Source organism: Streptomyces sp. NBC_00536 (assembly GCF_036346295.1).
In the GTDB taxonomy this organism is placed as follows: Bacteria; Actinomycetota; Actinomycetes; order Streptomycetales; family Streptomycetaceae; genus Streptomyces.
Window position 1 is genome coordinate 3094226 of record NZ_CP107819.1, and the last position, 17243, is coordinate 3111468.

At 72.6% G+C, this 17243-nt stretch carries 17 protein-coding genes; 5 read left to right on the forward strand and 12 right to left on the reverse strand.

What is annotated here, in order from left to right:
- Positions 1-3 precede the first annotated feature (3 nt).
- From OHS33_RS13385 to OHS33_RS13400, 4 genes are all read right to left on the reverse strand, one after another.
- The gene (locus tag OHS33_RS13385; RefSeq protein ID WP_330330627.1) at positions 4-1125 is read right to left on the reverse strand and encodes a TIGR03364 family FAD-dependent oxidoreductase; all 1122 of its coding nucleotides are present in this window, start codon (positions 1123-1125) and stop codon (positions 4-6) included.
- A 157-nt stretch (positions 1126-1282) separates the two neighbouring features.
- The gene (locus tag OHS33_RS13390) at positions 1283-2041 is read right to left on the reverse strand and encodes a GntR family transcriptional regulator (RefSeq protein ID WP_330330628.1); all 759 of its coding nucleotides are present in this window, start codon (positions 2039-2041) and stop codon (positions 1283-1285) included.
- Positions 2042-2280: 239 nt separating this feature from the next.
- On the reverse strand, positions 2281-3090 hold the full coding sequence (locus OHS33_RS13395) for a hypothetical protein (RefSeq protein ID WP_330330629.1): 810 nt from the start codon (positions 3088-3090) through the stop codon (positions 2281-2283).
- Between the two features lie 549 nt (positions 3091-3639).
- Positions 3640-4863, reverse strand: a complete 1224-nt coding sequence (locus OHS33_RS13400) for an ROK family transcriptional regulator (RefSeq protein WP_443065440.1) — start codon at positions 4861-4863, stop codon at positions 3640-3642.
- Positions 4864-4921: 58 nt separating this feature from the next.
- On the opposite strand from OHS33_RS13400, the gene OHS33_RS13405 reads away from it, so the two are divergent.
- A complete protein-coding gene (locus tag OHS33_RS13405) occupies positions 4922-6067 on the forward strand; it encodes a Gfo/Idh/MocA family oxidoreductase (protein ID WP_330330631.1) in 1146 nt (381 codons plus the stop codon).
- Positions 6068-6155: 88 nt separating this feature from the next.
- Positions 6156-7205, forward strand: coding sequence for an ALF repeat-containing protein (locus tag OHS33_RS13410; RefSeq protein WP_330330632.1), 1050 nt, complete (start codon positions 6156-6158; stop codon positions 7203-7205).
- Between the two features lie 81 nt (positions 7206-7286).
- On the opposite strand, the gene OHS33_RS13415 is transcribed toward OHS33_RS13410, so the two are convergent.
- The 6 genes from OHS33_RS13415 to OHS33_RS13440 form a co-directional block, all read right to left on the reverse strand.
- Positions 7287-8144, reverse strand: a complete 858-nt coding sequence (locus OHS33_RS13415) for a fumarylacetoacetate hydrolase family protein (protein ID WP_330330633.1) — start codon at positions 8142-8144, stop codon at positions 7287-7289.
- Between the two features lie 122 nt (positions 8145-8266).
- On the reverse strand, positions 8267-8947 hold the full coding sequence (locus OHS33_RS13420; protein WP_330330634.1) for a YidC/Oxa1 family membrane protein insertase: 681 nt from the start codon (positions 8945-8947) through the stop codon (positions 8267-8269).
- Between the two features lie 194 nt (positions 8948-9141).
- Positions 9142-9453, reverse strand: a complete 312-nt coding sequence (locus OHS33_RS13425) for a DUF6412 domain-containing protein (protein WP_330330635.1) — start codon at positions 9451-9453, stop codon at positions 9142-9144.
- Positions 9454-9556: 103 nt separating this feature from the next.
- Positions 9557-11011, reverse strand: a complete 1455-nt coding sequence (locus tag OHS33_RS13430) for a sodium:solute symporter family protein (protein ID WP_330335035.1) — start codon at positions 11009-11011, stop codon at positions 9557-9559.
- A 38-nt stretch (positions 11012-11049) separates the two neighbouring features.
- The gene (locus tag OHS33_RS13435; protein WP_330330636.1) at positions 11050-11250 is read right to left on the reverse strand and encodes a DUF3311 domain-containing protein; all 201 of its coding nucleotides are present in this window, start codon (positions 11248-11250) and stop codon (positions 11050-11052) included.
- 19 nt (positions 11251-11269) lie between these two features.
- The gene (locus tag OHS33_RS13440) at positions 11270-12049 is read right to left on the reverse strand and encodes a class E sortase (protein ID WP_330330637.1); all 780 of its coding nucleotides are present in this window, start codon (positions 12047-12049) and stop codon (positions 11270-11272) included.
- 110 nt (positions 12050-12159) lie between these two features.
- On the opposite strand from OHS33_RS13440, the gene OHS33_RS13445 reads away from it, so the two are divergent.
- The 3 genes from OHS33_RS13445 to OHS33_RS13455 all read left to right on the forward strand — a co-directional run bounded on the left by OHS33_RS13445 (position 12160) and on the right by OHS33_RS13455 (position 15651).
- A complete protein-coding gene (locus tag OHS33_RS13445) occupies positions 12160-13164 on the forward strand; it encodes a tetratricopeptide repeat protein (RefSeq protein WP_330330638.1) in 1005 nt (334 codons plus the stop codon).
- 140 nt (positions 13165-13304) lie between these two features.
- Entirely contained in the window at positions 13305-14291 is a 987-nt protein-coding gene (locus OHS33_RS13450) for a DNA cytosine methyltransferase (protein ID WP_330330639.1), read from the forward strand.
- 55 nt (positions 14292-14346) lie between these two features.
- A complete protein-coding gene (locus OHS33_RS13455; protein WP_330330640.1) occupies positions 14347-15651 on the forward strand; it encodes a DNA cytosine methyltransferase in 1305 nt (434 codons plus the stop codon).
- A 20-nt stretch (positions 15652-15671) separates the two neighbouring features.
- On the opposite strand, the gene OHS33_RS13460 is transcribed toward OHS33_RS13455, so the two are convergent.
- Complete coding sequence (locus OHS33_RS13460) at positions 15672-16091, reverse strand: very short patch repair endonuclease (RefSeq protein ID WP_330330641.1); 420 nt, start codon at positions 16089-16091, stop codon at positions 15672-15674.
- 35 nt (positions 16092-16126) lie between these two features.
- A complete protein-coding gene (locus tag OHS33_RS13465; protein ID WP_330330642.1) occupies positions 16127-17227 on the reverse strand; it encodes a hypothetical protein in 1101 nt (366 codons plus the stop codon).
- Positions 17228-17243: the final 16 nt, after the last annotated feature.

A 17243-nucleotide genomic window follows, 5' to 3' on the forward strand; every position in this document is an offset into this window, starting at 1 on the left:
CTGTTACCAGCCCAGTTCGTTCGCGGTGGTTTCGGCTATGGCGGGCGAGCAGGTCATGCCCCGGCCGCCGGGTCCCGTCACCAGCCACACGCCGTCCCGCACCTGCTCGCGGTGGACGACCCGGGTGGTGTCGGTGCACTGCGCGTACACGCCCGCCCAGCGGTGCCGGATCTTCGGCAGCGGGCGGCCCAGGAAGGACTCGACGACCTCGGTGAGGTGGTCGTAGGGCTCTTCGAGGGTGTCGAACGCGAAGGGGTGCTCGTACTCGTGGGTGTCGCCGATGGTCAGGCCGCCGTCGCGGCGCTGGACCATCAGCAGCTGCATCTTGTGCGCGGCGGCGACCGGGGCCTGCGCCTGCTCGGCGTTGAGCGCGTCGAGGGCCGCCGACTGGTACGCCGGGTAGTAGCGGAAGCTGTCGGCGTCGGCGACCGAGGTGGTCAGCGGCTCGCCGAGCGGCTCGGTCTGCATCATCTGCAGCCGGACGCGGCGCACGGGCAGTTCGGGGGCCAGCTCGCGGACCAGGCCGGAGAGCCAGGCACCGGTGGCCAGCACGACGACGTCGCCGCGGTGCACGTCACCGTGGTCGTCGCGGACGGCGCCGGGGCCGGTGACCTCGCGGACCTCGCGTCCGGGGAGGAAGGTGTAGCGGCCGGAGGCGCGGAGCGCCTCGCGCAGGTGGAGCTGCGCGGTGCGGGGTTCGACGGCCGCGTCCCGCTCGCACCACAGGGCCGCCTCGAAGGCGCCGCGCAGGGCCGGGTTGATCTCGCGCGCTTCGGCGGCGGTGACCAGTTTGTAGCCGCGGGCGGCGGCGTCGGGGCGGGCGACGGCCGCCTCGGCGACCGCGTACTCGCGGGCGTTGCGGACGGGGGTGAGCGATCCGATGGCGCGGAAGCCCAGGCCGGGGACCCGTTCCCCGATCCGCTCCCAGAGCTCTCGGGCCCGCAGCGCCGTGTCCAGCTCCGCACCGCCGGCCCGTCCGCTGACCCAGATCTGGCCGAAATTGCGCAGCGAGGCGCCGCGTGCCTCGGCTTCGCGCTCGATCTGGACGACCTCGTGGCCGCGTTCGACTGCTTGCCAGGCGTGCATGGTGCCGACCACGCCGCCTCCGATGACTATGACTCTCACCCGGCCCACGGTGGTCGCGGCCCATGGCCCGGGAGGAGCCATCAGGCAACACCACGGTGAACAGCCCTCGACCTTTGGACCAGACCCGTTATCGTTCCGTGACGAAAGCGCGCCCCATTAGTCCGCTTACCGGGTATTTGGAGGTCGGCTCGTACGGCTACTCGGGGCGCAGGTGCGTCGTGAAGCTGAACCGGTCGCCACGGTAGAGCGAACGCACCCGCTCCAGCGGGCGCCCGTCCTGATCCCGCGAGAACCGGTGGATCAGCAGCATCGGGAGCGCGGGCGGAGTACCGATGAGCAGCGCCTCGCGCGGGGTGGCCAGGACCGTCTCCAGCTTCTCGTCGGCGTCGCCGAAGCCGATGCCGAGCCGCTCGCGGAGATATCCGTAGAAAGAGGAATCCGGCTGGAATTCGCCGTCCAGGCGGGGGGCACGGGCCACCCGGATGTACGTGCTCTCCAGCCCCACCCGCTCGTCGTCGGCCAGCAGCACCCGCTCCAGGTGCCAGACGGGCTCGCCGGCCTCGGCACCGATGCCGTGCGCGAGGTCGGGCGGGCAGGGGAACTGCTCCAGCCCGATCAGGTTGCGGCCGGGGCGGCGCCCCTGACGGCGGACCCCCTCGGTGTAACTGGCGAGCGAGAGCGGCTGCTCCAGCTTCGGCCCGGCGACGACGGTGCCGCGCCCGGCCCGGCGCAGCCGGCCTTCGAGGAGCAGCTCGCGCAGGGCCTGACGAACGGTCTCGCGGGACACCTCGTAGCGCTCGGCGAGATCACGCTCGGTCGGCAGCGAGCCGCCCTCGCCGAGCTCCTCGACGAGCTCGGAGATGCGGGCCTTGACGGCGTAGTACTTGGGGATGCGCCCGTGCTCAGGAATGCCGGATCGGACCGGCGAGCCGGGTCGGTGCTTGGTCGGTTCCACGCTGGGACTGTACGCATCCAGCCCGGCCGACGGCTGAGGCGCCCCCGGTGGGCAAGACGGGCCCGCGCCATATCCAGCCCCGCCGGCGTTTGAGGCGCCCCCGGAGGGCAGCCGGACCCGAGCCGAACCCAGCCCGGGTAGCCACATCCAGCCCCACCCGGCACGGGCAGCCGGACCCCGGCCAAATCCAGCCCCGCCGGCGTTTGAGGCGCCCCCGGAGGGCAAGACGGGCCCGCGGCCTACGACGACGTACCGCCCGCCACCCTCCGCAGGCGCCGGGCGCCAAACAGCAACCCACCCCCCACGGCCACCGCCCCAAGCGCCCCGAACCCACACGCCCACTCCCGCCCCCCACCCGCACCGGTCTCGGCAAGGGCGTCGTCCTCCGCCCCGGCCCCGTCCTCCGCCTCGGGCCCCGCCTCCTCCGCAGGATCCCGCGGCCCCTCGACAGAGAACCGGTACCCCCCGCTCTCCCCGACCCAGTCCCCGTCATCCCCGTTGCGCTGGACCAGCGCCGCATCCGCGACCACCTCCCCCTCGGGCGCAGTCGCCGCGAAGGCGAGCTGCACCTTGACGGTGGCCGACCCGCCGGGCCCGACGGAGAAGCCGGGAAAGGCCTCCCCGCCGTCGAACACGGCGATGACCTCGTCCCGGTCGGTGCTCTCCAGGCTGACGGGGAAGGTGGTGCCCTGCGCCTCGAACTCCATCCGCAGGTGGGCGGGTCGCAGGGTGCGCGCCTTGTCCGTGAAGACGACCACGGGGTGGATGGCGGTGCAGGCGGAGCCGGTGGTGTTGGTCAGGTCCAGGTACCAGGTCTGCGGTCCGGCTCCGATGCGGTAGACGGACGGGCCCCCGCGGATCCGGGCCCCGATGGGGAAGGCCGTGTTCTTGCCGTCGCCACAGCTGGCCTTGGCGCGCGAGGGCAGCGCGGGCGCGGGGCGGGCGCCGCCACCGCCGGGGGGCGCGGGCGCGGCGGCCGCGGGGACGACGGCCGGTCCTGCCACGGCGATCAGGACCGCGGAGAGGGCAAGGGCTTTGCGCAGTCGCATAGGAGGCCTTCGCTGGCTCGCCGGACGATGATCTGACGAAGCGACAATCACCCCGCCGTGCCCGCACCCTCCCACGCCCTCACCACCCTCCCCACCCACCACGCCCCACCCACCCACCTTTCCCCCCAATCGGCGCACGCCCCCCAACCCAGCCCACCCACCAACCCAGCCCAACCCAGCCCGCCCGCTCGCCAAACCAACCCACCAAGCCCAACCCAGCCGCCCGCCAAACCAGCCCGCCCCGGCAACACCGGCCCAATCCAGCCCGCCCGGCGTTTGAGGGCCCGCCGGAGGCCCCACAACCCATAGCCGCCCACACAGCCCACCCAAAACCAGCCCACGCCAAACCCAGCCCGCCCCGGCAAACCCAGCCCGCCCCTGCAAAACCGGCCCAATCCAGCCCGCCCGGCGTTTGAGGGCCCGCCGGAGGCCCCGCGACCCGCAGCCCGCCCACACAGCCCAGCCACATCCAGCCCGCCCGGCGATTGAGGGCCGACGCACGCCAAGACCGGGCACACCACCGGGCCAGGGCCAGAACCGTCCCCCGGTTCAGACTCGGCCGGAGCCGAAGAGGGGAGCCAGGACCAGCTCCGCCGCCCCCTCGGCCACCCCACCGGGAGCCCGCTCCACCCGCGCCGGTTCGCCACCGAGCGCCCGCGCCGCCAGCACCGTACGGACCCCCTCGACGAACACCTCCGGCGCGCCCGCCACCACGCGCCCACCCAGCAGCACCCGTTCCACGTCCAGCAGCGCGACCAGGTTCGCCGCGGCCTCCCCCAGCACCCGCGCGGCCCGCGCGAGGTCACCCCGCGCCACCGCCTCCAGGCACAGCACCTCCGCACACCCGCGCGCCCCGCACCGGCACGGAGGCCCGTCCAGCAGCAGCACCTGGTGCCCGAACTCCCCCGCACCCGACCTGCTCCCCCGGTACACCTCGCCCCCGAGGCGCAGCCCCGCGCCCAGCCCGGTGCCCACGTGCAGGTACACGGAGCCGCCGGGCCCCGGACCGGCTCCGGCCGCGCCCGCGTTGGTGTCCTTGTCCACCACCACCGGCAGCCCGAGCCGCCCGGCCAGCGCCGCCCGCAGCGGGTAGCCCTCCCACCCGGGGAACCCGGTCACCCGGCCCAGCACCCCGGTCCGGTGGTCCAGCGGCCCGGGCGCGGCAACCCCCACACCCAGCGGCACCCCGACCACCCCACCGGATCCCCCCGCACCACCCACAGCACCCACAGCACCCACGCCAGCCAGGCCAGCCAGGCCACCCACTCCACCCAGACCACCCCCGCCCGGGCCACCCCCACAGGCCCGAACCACCGCCTCGGCCACGACCCCCACGACCACATCGGGCTCGGCACCGAAGTCCAGCGGCCGGCGCCACTCGGCCACCACCCGCCCCAGCAGATCCACCCGCACCACGCGCAGCTCATCCCGGTCCAGGTGCGCACCGACGGCGTACCGGGCCTCGGGGACCAGCCGCAGCAGGGTGCGCGGCTTGCCCCCGGTGGACGCACCGCGGCCCGCCTCCGCGACCAGGCCCTCCGCCGCCAGCCGGGCCGTGATCTTGCTGACGGCCTGGGGAGTCAGTCCCGTACGCGCCGCCAGTTCGCCACGGCCCGGCCCGGCCTCGCCGCGCAGGCCCGCCGCGCGCAGCAGGCTCAGTACGAGCGCGGCGTTGTGCCCGCGCAGTCCGGCCAGATTCGCTCCGCCGCCCGCACCACCCGCGTCGTCCCCGCCGCCGACACCCTCGCCGCCACCGCCACCGCTACCCCTGATCACCCGCCCATTGTCCACCCTCCTTGCACTTCGGCAACAGTGTTGCCAAAGTAGACTCATGGCTACCACCTCCCCCAGCACCCCCGCCTCTCCCAGCACCCCCACCAGCCCCACCCGCCCCCTCCGCGTCGGACTGATCGGCTACGGACTCGCCGGTTCCGTCTTCCACGCCCCGCTCGTGGCCGCGACCGACGGGCTCGTCCTCGACACGGTCGTCACCTCCGACCCCGCCCGCCAGGCCCAGGTGCACGCCGAGTTCCCGGACGCACACGTCGTACCGACCCCGGACGAGCTGTGGGAGCGGTCCGCGGAACTGGACCTGGTGGTCATCGCCTCCCCCAACAAGACCCACGTCCCGCTCGCCACCACCGCCCTGACCAGGGGCCTCGCCGTGGTCGTCGACAAGCCCCTCGCCGCCACCGCCGCGGAGGCCCGTGAACTCGCCGCGCTGGCCGACCGGACCGGAACCTTCCTGTCCGTCTTCCAGAACCGCCGCTGGGACAACGACTTCCTCACCGTGCGCCGCCTGATCGAGGACGGCGAGCTGGGCGAGATCCAGCGCTACGAGTCCCGCTTCGAGCGCTGGCGCCCGCAGCTCAAGGGCGGCTGGCGCGAATCCGGCGCCCCGGAGGAGATCGGCGGGCTGCTCTACGACCTGGGCAGCCACGTGGTGGACCAGGCCCTGGTGCTGTTCGGCCCGGCCGTCCGGGTCTACGCGGAGACGGACGTACGCAGGCCCGGCGCCCGGGCGGACGACGACACCTTCATCGCGATCACCCACGCGGGCGGCGTACGTTCCCACCTCTACGTCAGCGCGACCACGGCCCAGCTGGGCCCGCGCATGCGCGTGCTCGGCTCCTCCGCGGGCTATGTGAAGTACGGCCTGGACCCGCAGGAGGCCGCCCTGCGCGAGGGCAAGCGGCCCGGCGTGGACCTGCCGTGGGGTGAGGAGCCCGAGCACTGCCGGGGCCGGATCGGCTCCGGCGAGTCCCCGCTGACGGGTGGCGGGCGGCCCGTTCCGACGGAGCCGGGCGACTACCCGGCCTACTACGCGGCGGTGGCGGCCGCCCTGCGCGGCGGCGGCCCGGCTCCGGTGACCGCGCACGAGGCGGCGGACTGCCTGGCGGTCCTGGAGGCGGCCCGGCGCTCGTCGCGGGAGGGGTGTGCGGTCAACATCTCACCGTCCGCCGACGGATCCGTCTGAAAATCGATCGGGCCGGTGATCCATTCGCCATAAGCTGTGAGAAACCTATGATCATCACACTTGCGAAGAGTGGGTACCCACAGTGAAGTTGTCCCGGATCGCATCGGCCGTCACCGCGGCCGCCATCGCCCCGGCCGTCCTGTTCTCCGCACCGGCCTTCGCCGCCGACGGCGGGACGGCGGCGGGGACCGCGTCCACCGTGTCGACGCCGGCCGACACGAAGCCCGCCGACACCAAGCCCGCCGACGGTACGGACCAGGCCGCGGCCGACCGCGCCGCGATCGAGAAGATCCTTGCCGACCCGAAGAGCGGCCGCGGCGTGCGCGAGGCCGCCGAGAAGGCCCTCAAGGGGACGGCCGCGGACATGCGGCACTTCCTGACGGTCGAACTGGCGAAGCAGCAGCTCGACGACGACCGGGTGCGCGTTTCCCAGCTCATCAACGCGGGCGGCAAGGCCGTCAAGCGCGAGGGCGGCAAGGCCATCGACGCCGGCACCCAGGCGGCGCTGACCGCGTTCCTGGAGACCGGCCAGCACACCGCGCGCCTCGAAGACGACCGCGTCGAGCTGCTCACGATGCTCAAGGGCGCCGGTCCGGGCCTGACCGAGGGCATCCAGAAGATCCTCTCGAACGGCACCCCGGCGCAGATCCGCGAGTTCGTGAAGACCACGCAGCACACGCTGCGCGACGACGACAACGCGGTCCTGATCTCGCAGATGCTGAACAAGAACCCCGGTCCCGAGCTGAAGAAGGCCGCGCAGGCCGCCCTCAAGGGCAGCCCGCAGGACCGCGCCGAGTTCCTGAAGACCGGGCAGTTCACGGCCCGCGAGAAGGACAAGCAGGCCGAGACCGGCAAGCCGGCCGACGGCAAGGACAAGCCGAAGGACCCGGCCACGGACAAGGGCGACGGCAGCGGCAAGGACAAGCCGAAGGACGAGGCCGGCAAGGGCACCGTCACCCCGGTGAACAACGGCTCCGGCGGCAACACCGCGGCCCCGGCCGGCGGCAAGGGCCCGCTCGCCTCCACCGGCAGCGGCTCTGAGACCCCGTGGATCGTCGGCGGCGGCGCCCTCGCCCTGGCGGCGGGCGCGGGCCTGGTGCTGACGGCGCGCCGCCGCGGCGCCTCGGCCCGCGGCTGACGCTCCGGGCACGAGCAGCGAGAGGGGGGTGGGCCCGCCGACCACGGCGGCCCCACCCCCCTCTCCGTACGCACGCCGCGCCTAGGCGCTCTTGAACTCCTGGCGCTGGCGGCCGAGCTTCTCGATCTCCAGCTCCACGACGTCACCGGCCCGCAGGAACGGCTTCGGCTCCGGCTGCCCCATGGCCACACCGGCCGGGGTGCCGGTGACGATGACGTCGCCCGGGTACAGGGTCATGAACTGGCTGAGGTACCGCACGACCTCGCCGACCGGGAAGATCTGGTCGGAGGTCTCGCCGTCCTGCTTGAGTTCGCCGTTGACCCACAGCTTCACGTCGAGGACCTGCGGGTCCGGGATCTCGTCGGCCGTGACCAGCCAGGGGCCGAGCGGGGTGAAGGTCTCGCAGTTCTTGCCCTTGTCCCAGGTGCCGCCGCGCTCGATCTGGAACTCGCGCTCCGACACGTCGTTCACGAGCAGGTAGCCGCCGACGTGCGCGAGGCCCTCCTCCGCCGAGCCCAGGTAGCGGGCCGTGCTGCCGATGACGACGCCCAGCTCCGCTTCCCAGTCGGTCTTCACGCTGCCGCGCGGGATCAGCACGGTGTCGTCGGGGCCGACGACCGTGTCCGGGGCCTTGAGGAACACGATCGGCTCCGCGGGGGTCTCGGCGCCGACCTCCGCCGCGTGGCCGTGGTAGTTCAGGCCGATGCCCACGATCTTGCCGATCCTGCCGACCGGCGCACCGATCCGCAGGCCTTCGGCGCCCAGGACCGGAAGCCCGCCGGATACCGCCGCGTCCCGTACCCGGGACAGCTCGGAGTCGTCGGCGAGCAGTGCGCCGTCCACATCCGTGATCAGGCCGGACAGGTCCCGCAGGGTCCCGTCCTGGTCGAGCAGCGCGGGGCGCTCAGCACCCACCGGTCCGACACGCAGCAGCTTCATGGGCATTCTCCCGTGGTCGTGGGTGGTCGGCCCGCGGGCATGCCCCGGGCCGGACGATGGGTTGCGGCCATCGGAGGATTGGTCGATCCTCCAAGATGTCCACCCAATCCGCAAGACCCTGTTCACAGACTGGAACGCTCGCCTCCGAGCGCGCCCCGTCCGGCGCGGTCCTTGCGGTGCTGGAGCCAAGCCCGCTCCGCCACCGTCCACCCGGTCGTCGCCACCAGGTACAGACCCGCGGCCAGCGGCACCACGGCGGCGGTGACCAGCGTGCCGAAGGAGAGCAGGGGCAGCACGCCGGACAGCTTGCGCATCGCTTCCCGCTGCTCGGCGGGCACCGAGGCGGGCAACTCGGGGCCACCGGCCGAGCGCGCGGCCCGCCGCCCCCGTACGGCACTCCACGCGGCGATGGCCGCGATGGCGGCGAACAGTCCCAGGAACACCAGGCCCGGCGCCCCGAACGGGCCGCCGTCCCCCAGCGCGTCGGTCCAGTGGGCCCCCAGCGGCGCCGCGAAGAGCCGCTCGCCCAGCAGCCCGCTGTCCACGGACGTGAACGCCCGGTACATGAAGAAGAACACCGGCAGCTGCACCAGTACGGGCAGGCACCCGGCCGACGGGGTCGTCCCCCGGAAGGCCGCCCGGCTCAGCGGGTGCAGGGCGAGCCGCACGAGCACGGTGAACAGCACGATCGCGGCAGCGGTCGCGGTCTGGGCCGCCACCGGCTCCAGCAGGTGGGCGAGCGCGGCGACGGGCTGCGCCACGCCCTCGGTGAGCGCATGGGTGAGCGGGGTGAGAACGGACACGGGGTCCCTCCGGGAGGTCTCGTCGGACGTCGAGAGATGCGTGAGGTGCATGTCGGCGTGACGAGCCGCGCGGGGGCGCGTGGACGTGGAGAACGCGGGAATGCGTGGCAATGCGGGAGCAAGGCTCTCCGCACGAGAAGAACGAGAAGAACGCGAAGTCTCGGCGGAAGGTCTCGATGCCCCGGGGTGCGCCCCTACGCGGCCGTCAGGACGGACCGCCCGGGCGCCCTGGGCCGCGAGCGGCCGGAGGCGTCGGGATCGCGCTGCGGCAGGAAGGCCGTGCGCTGCTCGCGATCGCGGATCGCGGTGCGTATTCGGGTGGGGGGTACGGGCGAGGCGGCCCGCGCGAGCAGCGCCGCACAGCCCAGCACCGCGGCGCCGACGGCGGCCGTGGCGGCGAAGGCCACGGCGGCGCTCAGCCCGCTCTCCCCGAGGGAGGATCCCAGGAGCAGCGTGAAGAGCCCGGCGAGCAGGACGACGCTCAACAGCCCACGGACCCGCGCCATTCGACCCACCCCCTTCACCTCGCCCCGATGACCTGCTTGCTACCCGACCAGCCTAACCTCACCCACTGACACCTCGTCCGCTGGCACCTCGTCCACTGACACCTCATCCACTGACCGCGGGGTCGGCGGCCAGCACCTCCGCGTCCGGCCGCCCGTCCGTCTCCCGCGGCCCGCCCCACGCCACCGCCAGCGTGACCACCAGGTTCAGGGCGAGCGCTACCATCCCCGCGTTCACCCCCCACACCGGATCGTGGCCCGTGAAAACGAGCGCGCAGACGGCCACGACCCCGGTCACCAGCCCGCTCACCGCCGCGGCCAGGGTCAGCCGCCGCCACACCAGCCCCAGCAGCAGCATCGGCACCAACTGCGCCATCCCCTCGTAGGAGATGAGCGAGAGCCGCACCAGCGTGTTCGGCGCCGTGTACGTCATCACCAGCGCCAGCGCCCCGGCCGCCACCACGACCACCTGCGAGGCGGGCTTCTGCCGCTCCCCCGCACTCCACCGCGGCACCAGCGACAGCACGCTGCGCCCCCACATCGTCCCGATCACCAGCATGAACACCGCCATCGGCACGATCGACGACAGCGCCGCCGCGACCCCGATCAGCCCGACCGCCCACGCGGGCAGCGAGTCGACGATCAGCTTGAAGAGCGCCAGGTTGGAGTCCGCGCCCGCCAGCCCCGGCACCACGAACAGCGCGGCCATCCCCAGCAGCATGGGGACGAAGAGCAGCACGTTGTAGGCGGGCAGCAGGATCGCGTTGCGCCGCAGCGCGTCGGCGTCGCGCGCCCCGAGATAGCCGGCCACCGTCGTGGGGAAGATGACCACGGTCAGCGCGTTGAGCACGGAGGTGGACACGAACCACCCCGTCCCGAGCCCGCTCTCCGCGCCCCCGTGCCCGGGCAGGGTCAGCCACTCGGGCCGCTCCGCGGTCAGCCGGGAGAACAGCTCCCCGTACCCGCCGAAGTAGTGCAGCGGCACGTACACCGCGAGGAACCCCAGCGTCCCGATCACCAGCACGTCCTTGAGCACGGACACCCACGCGCTCCCGCGCAGCCCGCTGACCACCACGAACCCGGTGGTGACGGCGAACGCCACGAAGTAGGCCCATTCCAGCGGCACCGCGCCGTAGGTCACCGTGGAGACCACCACCCCCATCCCGGTGATCTGGAGCTGGATGTAGGGCAGCAGGAACACCGTCGCCAGCACCGCGACCGCCGCGCCCAGCCAGGGCCGCCCGTACCGGTGCGCGACCATGTCCGAGATCCCGACCAGGGCGTGCCGGCGCGCGTAGTCCCAGAGCAGGGGCCCGACGACGTACCCGACCGCGTACCCGCAGGACATGTAGGCGACGACGTACATCACGGGCGCCCCGTAGTTGTAGCCCCAGCCCGCCGCGCCCAGGTAGCTGAAACTCGTATAGCCCTCGCCCGCCATCAGCACCCAGATGAAGACGGTCCCCAGCGAACGCCCGCCCACCGACCACTCCGCGAGCCCGCCGCCCCCGCCGCCGCGCCCGCGCACCGCGAACAGGCCCAGCGCGACGGTCGCCACCATGAACACGGCGAAGACGGAGGTGGCCACGGCCGCCGCGCTCACCGGTGATCACCGCGCCAGGCCAGCCAGACGGCGAGCGGAGTGAGCAGGGTCGCCCCCACGCACCACACGAGCAGGAACGGCACCCGACCGAAGACGAGCGGCTCCACCCGGTTGACCAGGGGCAGCACCCCGAGGAAGAGGACGAAGGGCGCGGCGAGCCACACCAGCTGAGGACGTTTCACCCGTTTCGAACGCATCGCCCCACGGTAGACACACTCACCCCTTCAACTTCCCCCACACCACGAGCCGGTACTTGGAGGTGTACTCGGGCGTGCAGGTCGTCAGGGTGATGTACGCCCCGGGTTCGTCGTACCCGTATTCGGGCTTCACCACGCTCCGCGGCACCGGCGCGATCACCCCGGCGTCCCGTTCGGTCGTCTCCGCGAGCACCTTGTCCACGACGTACGTGTACCGCCTGCCCTGCGTCTCGACCTGGATCTCGTCCCCGGCCCGCAACCGGTTGACGTAGCGGAAAGGTTCCCCGTGCGTGTTGCGGTGGCCCGCGAGCGCGAAGTTCCCCTGCGCCCCGGGCTGCGCGGTCCCGGGGTAGTGCCCGGCGTACCCCTTGTCGAGGACCGCCGCCTTGGACACCCCCTGCGCGACGGGCACGACCAGCCCCAGCGCCGGGATCCGCAGCACGGCATACGCCTGGGACGCGGGCGGAGGCGGAGCCGCGCGGACGGCTCCCGGGACGGAGCGGGACGGTGCCGTACCCGTACCCGTACCCGTCCCCGGAGCCACGGACTCCGCCCCGACGACCGGATCCCCACCGGCACCAGCCTGTTCCCCCTCACCCACACCGGGATCAGGACCGGGACCGGGACCGGACGGCTTGGCAGCATCCCAGGCCGACTCCAACGCACGCACCTGATCCCGCGCGGCCGCCACGGCCTCCCGGTTCGTCCACCACACCTGGTGCACCACCAGCAACAACACCACCACACCCACCGTGACGGTCAGTTCGGCACAGGTCCACAGCACCCGCGCGATCCCCACGCGCCGCGCCCGCCGACCGCTCCCCTGCACCACTACAGGTATGTGATCCCGCACGGGCCGCACCCTAAGTCCTGCCCCGCCAACTGACCAGCGGCAGTACGGTGTGAACCATGCGCCCCGACACGCCTGCCGAGCACATCGCCGAAGCCGAGCGCCTCATCCGCACGGCGAACCGCTACCCCGAGGACCAGGAGCCGCTGCTCCTGCAAGCCGCGGCCCACCTCGAACTGGCCGACGTACGCGAACGGGCGAGCGCGCTCTACGACCAACTCCTCGCCGGCACACCGGCCAACACCCACCTGATCAAGGCCCTCCAGGCCGCGAACCTGTGGGAGTACGGGCACGAAGCCGAGGCCCGCGCCCTGATCTCCGGCATCCGCGCGGCCGCCCCCGACGACCCGGCGCCCTGGGAGGTCATCGCGGAGACCCTCGAAGCCCACGACGAACTCGACGCCTCCCACGACTGCTTCACCCAGGCCGCCCAGCTCCTCATCACCGACGAGGAACCCCTCACCACCTCCACCACGGCCCTCCTCACCGGCCGCCACCGGGTCCGCCGGCTCCTGGGACTCGCCCACGACGACTGGGACATGGTCGCCGACACCCGCCACACCGGCCCGATCCCGCTCGACGAACTCCACGACCCCAAGCGCATCTGGGCCCTGGGCTCCGACGACCCGGCCGAACTCCGCGCCGAGATCGCCCGCCTGCGCGCCGAACTCGGCGACCGCCGCGCCGCGCTCTCCCGCCCCTTCCCGGTGGCCCTCCTGCACTGGCCCCTCCAGGAACTGACCGAACTCCTCGCGTCCTACCCGACCCTGGCCTCGGAGTACCCCTCCCACGCCACGCACCTGACGGACATCGAGACCTCCCTGCGCACCCTGGCCGCCTCGGGCACCACGAACCTCGGCATCGTCACCGCGAGCGTTCCCTCGTACGAGGCCTTCGCCGCCTCCGAGAAAACCTCCCCGGCCTCCCCGAGCCTCCTGGCCGAATACGCCACCACCCTCGCCGCCCGCGGCAAAGCCACCCCCTGGCCCCCCTCCCCCACCACCCCCTGCTGGTGCACCTCAACCAAGCCCTACGCCACCTGCCACGGCGCCCCGCTCGCCTGAGCGCGTCCCGCCCCCGGACGACCGCGAGCGAGCCGGCACATTGTCCGGCTCTCGATGGTTTCGCGTGCGACCGAATGCGATCATCGACAGCACGGAGATCGACAACGGCCGACCTGCCCTCGCGGCATTGGGGGCGGAACATGCACGCACCAACCGGTGAACGCCTGACGTCCCTGGACGTCTGCTCGGGGGCCGGCGGCCTGGCACTGGGGCTGGAACAGGCCGGCTTCGACCCTGTGCTCGTCCTGGACAACCGGGACCAGGCCTGCAAGACGCTGCGCGCCAACCGTCCCGACTGGGAGGTCCACGAGACCGACCTGATGGACTTCGATCCGTACGAGCACCAGCACGCCTACGACGTGGACCTGCTGTCGGCGGGCCTGCCCCGGGTCAAGGCGACCGCGACCGTCACGCGCCACGACAGCGGGGCGGAGATCGCACTGCTGCGCGCGACCATGCAGCTCATGTACGGGGTGCAGCCCCGGGCACTGCTCGTGGAGAACGTGCCGGACCTCGTGACGAAGCCCGGCTACGAGGAGATCCGCGCGTACGTCGCCAAGGAGCTCGCGCATCTCGGATACCGCCACCGGTGGTTCGTGATGAACGCGCTCGACCACGGCGTACCGCAGAACCGCCGCCACGGCATTCTGGTCGCCTTCAAGGGGGACGCCCTCGACCACTTCGAGGTGCCGCCACCGACCGTCCACCGACATCGAACCGTCGGTGAGACGCTCCGGGAGTCCATGGGCGCACGCGACTGGCCCGACGCCCTGCGGTGGGCCCGACAAGCCGACGAACCCGCGCCGACCCTCGTCGGTGGCTCATGGGAACGGGGAGGCGCCGATCTCGGTCCGCGCGGGTCGAAAGCCGCTTGGGCTCGCATGGGGGTCGACGGTGGCACGGTCGCCGATCACGTGCCGGACGCGAACTTCCACTGGGACCCGACGCTCGGCCGACCCGGCCTGATCCCGCTGACCGTCGAGCAGGCCGCGACCTTGCAGGGGTTTCCGCCCGACTGGCACTTGGCGGGCCTGAAAACGGCTCGTTACCGCCAGGTGGGACACGCCTGTCCCCCGCCCGTCGGCCGCGTGCTGGGAGCGGCGATCGCGACCGCCCTCCGATCATGAACCGGGCCCGAGGACCGGCGATCGTCGCCCTCGCCGGTGATTACACTTGGCCCTCATGACCAGAACGCCGCCCCAGACGTCCCAACCTGGACAGATCCGTGTTTTGGACCTGTTCGCCGGGGCCGGCGGCTTCTCCTCCGGTTTCGCCCGATACGTACCGGGTAGCGGCGCCAACCCGTTCGTCTCCGTCGCCGCCGTGGAGTTCGACCGGGCCGCCGCCTCGACCTACGCGGCGAACTTCGGCGGCGCCCATGTCCACCCCGGGGACATCGCCGATTTCGACGCGATCCCCTTCAAGGGCGACGTCGACGTGATCATGGGCGGACCGCCCTGCCAGGGGTTTTCCGGACTGGGCAAGGAAGACCCGACCGATCCGCGCAACGAACTCTGGCAGGAGTACGTCCGTGTGGTGGCCGAGGTCAACCCGAAACTGTTCGTCATCGAGAACGTCGACCGCTTCCTGAAGTCGGCGCAATACGCCGACCTCCTGTCGGCGGCCAGGACGAAGGGGCATCCGCTCCACAACTACACCGTGAAAACCCTGGTGATGAACGCCGCCGACTACGGGGTTCCGCAGGCCAGGCGCCGCGTCATCGTCATCTGCACGCACAAGGACTTCGCCGCGCCCCTCACCCACCCCGCTCCCACGCACGACAAGAACGGGTACGAGACCGACGGCGCGGACGAGCCCGACGCCCAGGAATCCCTGTTCGACGACCAACCCGACGATCCGGGCAAGCCCAAGCCCCGCTGGATCCCGGTATCCACGGTGTTCGACGTGTCCACACGCCTCCCCGTGCAGGAATACATGCCCGACCCACGCGAGGACGGCGAAGCGCCGCTCGTCGCAGGCGTACCCGGCTACTACCGCACCTCGGATCTGCACTTCGGCCGCCACCCCGAACCCCTGTCCCGCGCTCGGTACAAGGCAATCGACAAGGGTGGGAACCGGAACGACCTGCGCGGAAAGTACTACCGCACGGACCGGACCGGAAATGTCTTCATCTCCACGGACGCGGAATACAAGCGCCTCCGGGGACAGCGGGTCTACCTCTCCACCGAGAGCTGGGACAACCACAATTCCGGCAGCGGTGACGTAATGGGGCGCCTGCGGGAGAACAAGCCCTCCGTCACCATCCGCACCGAGTTCTACAAGCCCGAGAAGGGACGTTACCTCCACCCGGAGAAGGATCGCCCCATCACCCACTACGAGGCCGCGCTCATCCAGGGTTTCCCGGACGACTTCAAGTGGTACGGCACGAAGATCGAAATCGCCCGCCAGATCGGCAACGCGGTCCCGGTCGGCCTCGCCACGACCCTGGCCAAGGCCATCCACGGGTTCCTGTCACCGCACATGTGACCATCTGATCGGTCGAGGCCTCACCGCGCCCGTCGCTCGCGCACCACCGCGGCGACCCGGACCGCGGCCTCGTCCGCCCGCTCGTGCTCCCAGACCCGCACGGACAGCCAGCCCGCCTCGGCCAACCGCGCGTCGGTGTCCAGATCCCTGGCACGGTTTCCCTCGATCTTCGTACGCCAGAATTCCGCGTTGTTCTTCGGCCAGGTCACGTGCTCGGGACAGCCGTGCCAAAAACAGCCGTCCACGAATACGGCGACGCGCGCCGGACCGAATACGATGTCCGCTTCCCGGCGCACTCCCTTCAAAGGTCTGCGGTGCACCCGATAACGCAAGCCCGCGGCGAACAAGGCGCTGCGCAGCGCCTTTTCCACCCCCGTGTCGCGGCTCGGCTGACCGCTCATCCGCCTGCTCACATCCGGGGTCGTCTTCAGCTTCCTCACACGCACAGTCTGGGCCCCGCGCCCACCCACTCGGATCAACCGAACGGCAGAAGCAGCTGCCGGTGGCCGCGGGCCGTGGCTTTGGGTGGGGTGGGGCGGGGGGTGGTGAGGGTGAGGAGGGTGCGCAGGGCCTCGGTGACTTCGGCCGGGGTGTCGCGGATCATCGACGGGGTCGCGCTGACCACCAGGACGCCGTGGGCCTCCAGGCGCAGGCGGCGGCGGAGGGTGGCGTGCCAGGAGTCCCGCGTGTAGTGGTACTCCGCCGAGTCGATCTCCAGGGCCACACCCTCGTCCGGCCAGTACGCGTCCGGGCTCGCCAGGAAGGTGCCGTCCGGGGTGTACAGGCGGGCGTTCCACAGCGGGGGCGGCAGGTCCGTGGCCGTCAGGGTGTCGCGGGCCCGGGCCTCGGCGATCGAGCGGACCCCGGCCACCAGCTCGGCGGCCGCGCCGCGGACGGCGGGGCGGCCCAGGGTGCGGGACGCGCGGAGTTCGCCGTGCAGGTCGTGCGGGTGGCACCAGCCGGCCTGGACCACGTTCGCCAGGACCGCGCGGACCAGGTCGGGGTCCTCGGCCCGGGCCGCGAAGTCGGCGGCCGCGCGCAGCGGGCGGGTGCTCGGGATGCCGGAGACGGTGATCGTGGCCGGCCAGCGCGCGGTGGTGAGGGGCCGGACCCCGGGGGCGGGGGTGACCGTACGCGGGGCCCGGACCAGGACGTCGAGAGGGGCCGACGGGGCGTCCCGTACGCCGATCAGGGCGAGGGCGGCTCCGCCCGTGACGGCCGCCGTGGCGCCGCCGAGGGGGTCGTCCCCGGCGGGCCGGGCGGCGTACAGGACGGCGGAGAGGGCGCGTTGGCGGCTGTCCGGCGGCCCGGTCTGGAGGAGGTAGACGCGGGGCAGCAGCCGCTGCCAGGGCCCGCCGGGGCGGGTGCGTCCGGTGATCGTGGCCGGCGGCACCCGGGCGGCCTTGAGCTGGTGGTAGGTCGCCAGGTTCAGCTGACGGCGTGCGAGCGATGCGAGCGACTCCGTCGGGGTGGCGGTGTGGGTGCGCTCCGTGGGGGTGCGCTCCGTGGGGGTGCGCTCCGTCTGCGCTTGGGTGGCCTGCTGGGCCGGGGTCGCCGTGGCGGGGTTCGTGATCATGCCCCCGGTATGCCCG

Bases quoted from the DNA above. Each gene is read 5' to 3' on its own strand.
- OHS33_RS13395 (WP_330330629.1), bottom strand. From the start codon at position 3,090: ATGCGACTGCGCAAAGCCCTTGCCCTCTCCGCGGTCCTGATCGCCGTG.
- OHS33_RS13405 (WP_330330631.1), top strand. From the start codon at position 4,922: ATGGCTACCACCTCCCCCAGCACCCCCGCCTCTCCCAGCACCCCCACC.
- OHS33_RS13415 (WP_330330633.1), bottom strand. From the start codon at position 8,144: ATGAAGCTGCTGCGTGTCGGACCGGTGGGTGCTGAGCGCCCCGCGCTG.
- OHS33_RS13425 (WP_330330635.1), bottom strand. From the start codon at position 9,453: ATGGCGCGGGTCCGTGGGCTGTTGAGCGTCGTCCTGCTCGCCGGGCTC.
- OHS33_RS13430 (WP_330335035.1), bottom strand. From the start codon at position 11,011: ATGGTGGCGACCGTCGCGCTGGGCCTGTTCGCGGTGCGCGGGCGCGGC.
- OHS33_RS13435 (WP_330330636.1), bottom strand. From the start codon at position 11,250: ATGCGTTCGAAACGGGTGAAACGTCCTCAGCTGGTGTGGCTCGCCGCG.
- OHS33_RS13445 (WP_330330638.1), top strand. From the start codon at position 12,160: ATGCGCCCCGACACGCCTGCCGAGCACATCGCCGAAGCCGAGCGCCTC.
- OHS33_RS13450 (WP_330330639.1), top strand. From the start codon at position 13,305: ATGCACGCACCAACCGGTGAACGCCTGACGTCCCTGGACGTCTGCTCG.
- OHS33_RS13455 (WP_330330640.1), top strand. From the start codon at position 14,347: ATGACCAGAACGCCGCCCCAGACGTCCCAACCTGGACAGATCCGTGTT.
- OHS33_RS13465 (WP_330330642.1), bottom strand. From the start codon at position 17,227: ATGATCACGAACCCCGCCACGGCGACCCCGGCCCAGCAGGCCACCCAA.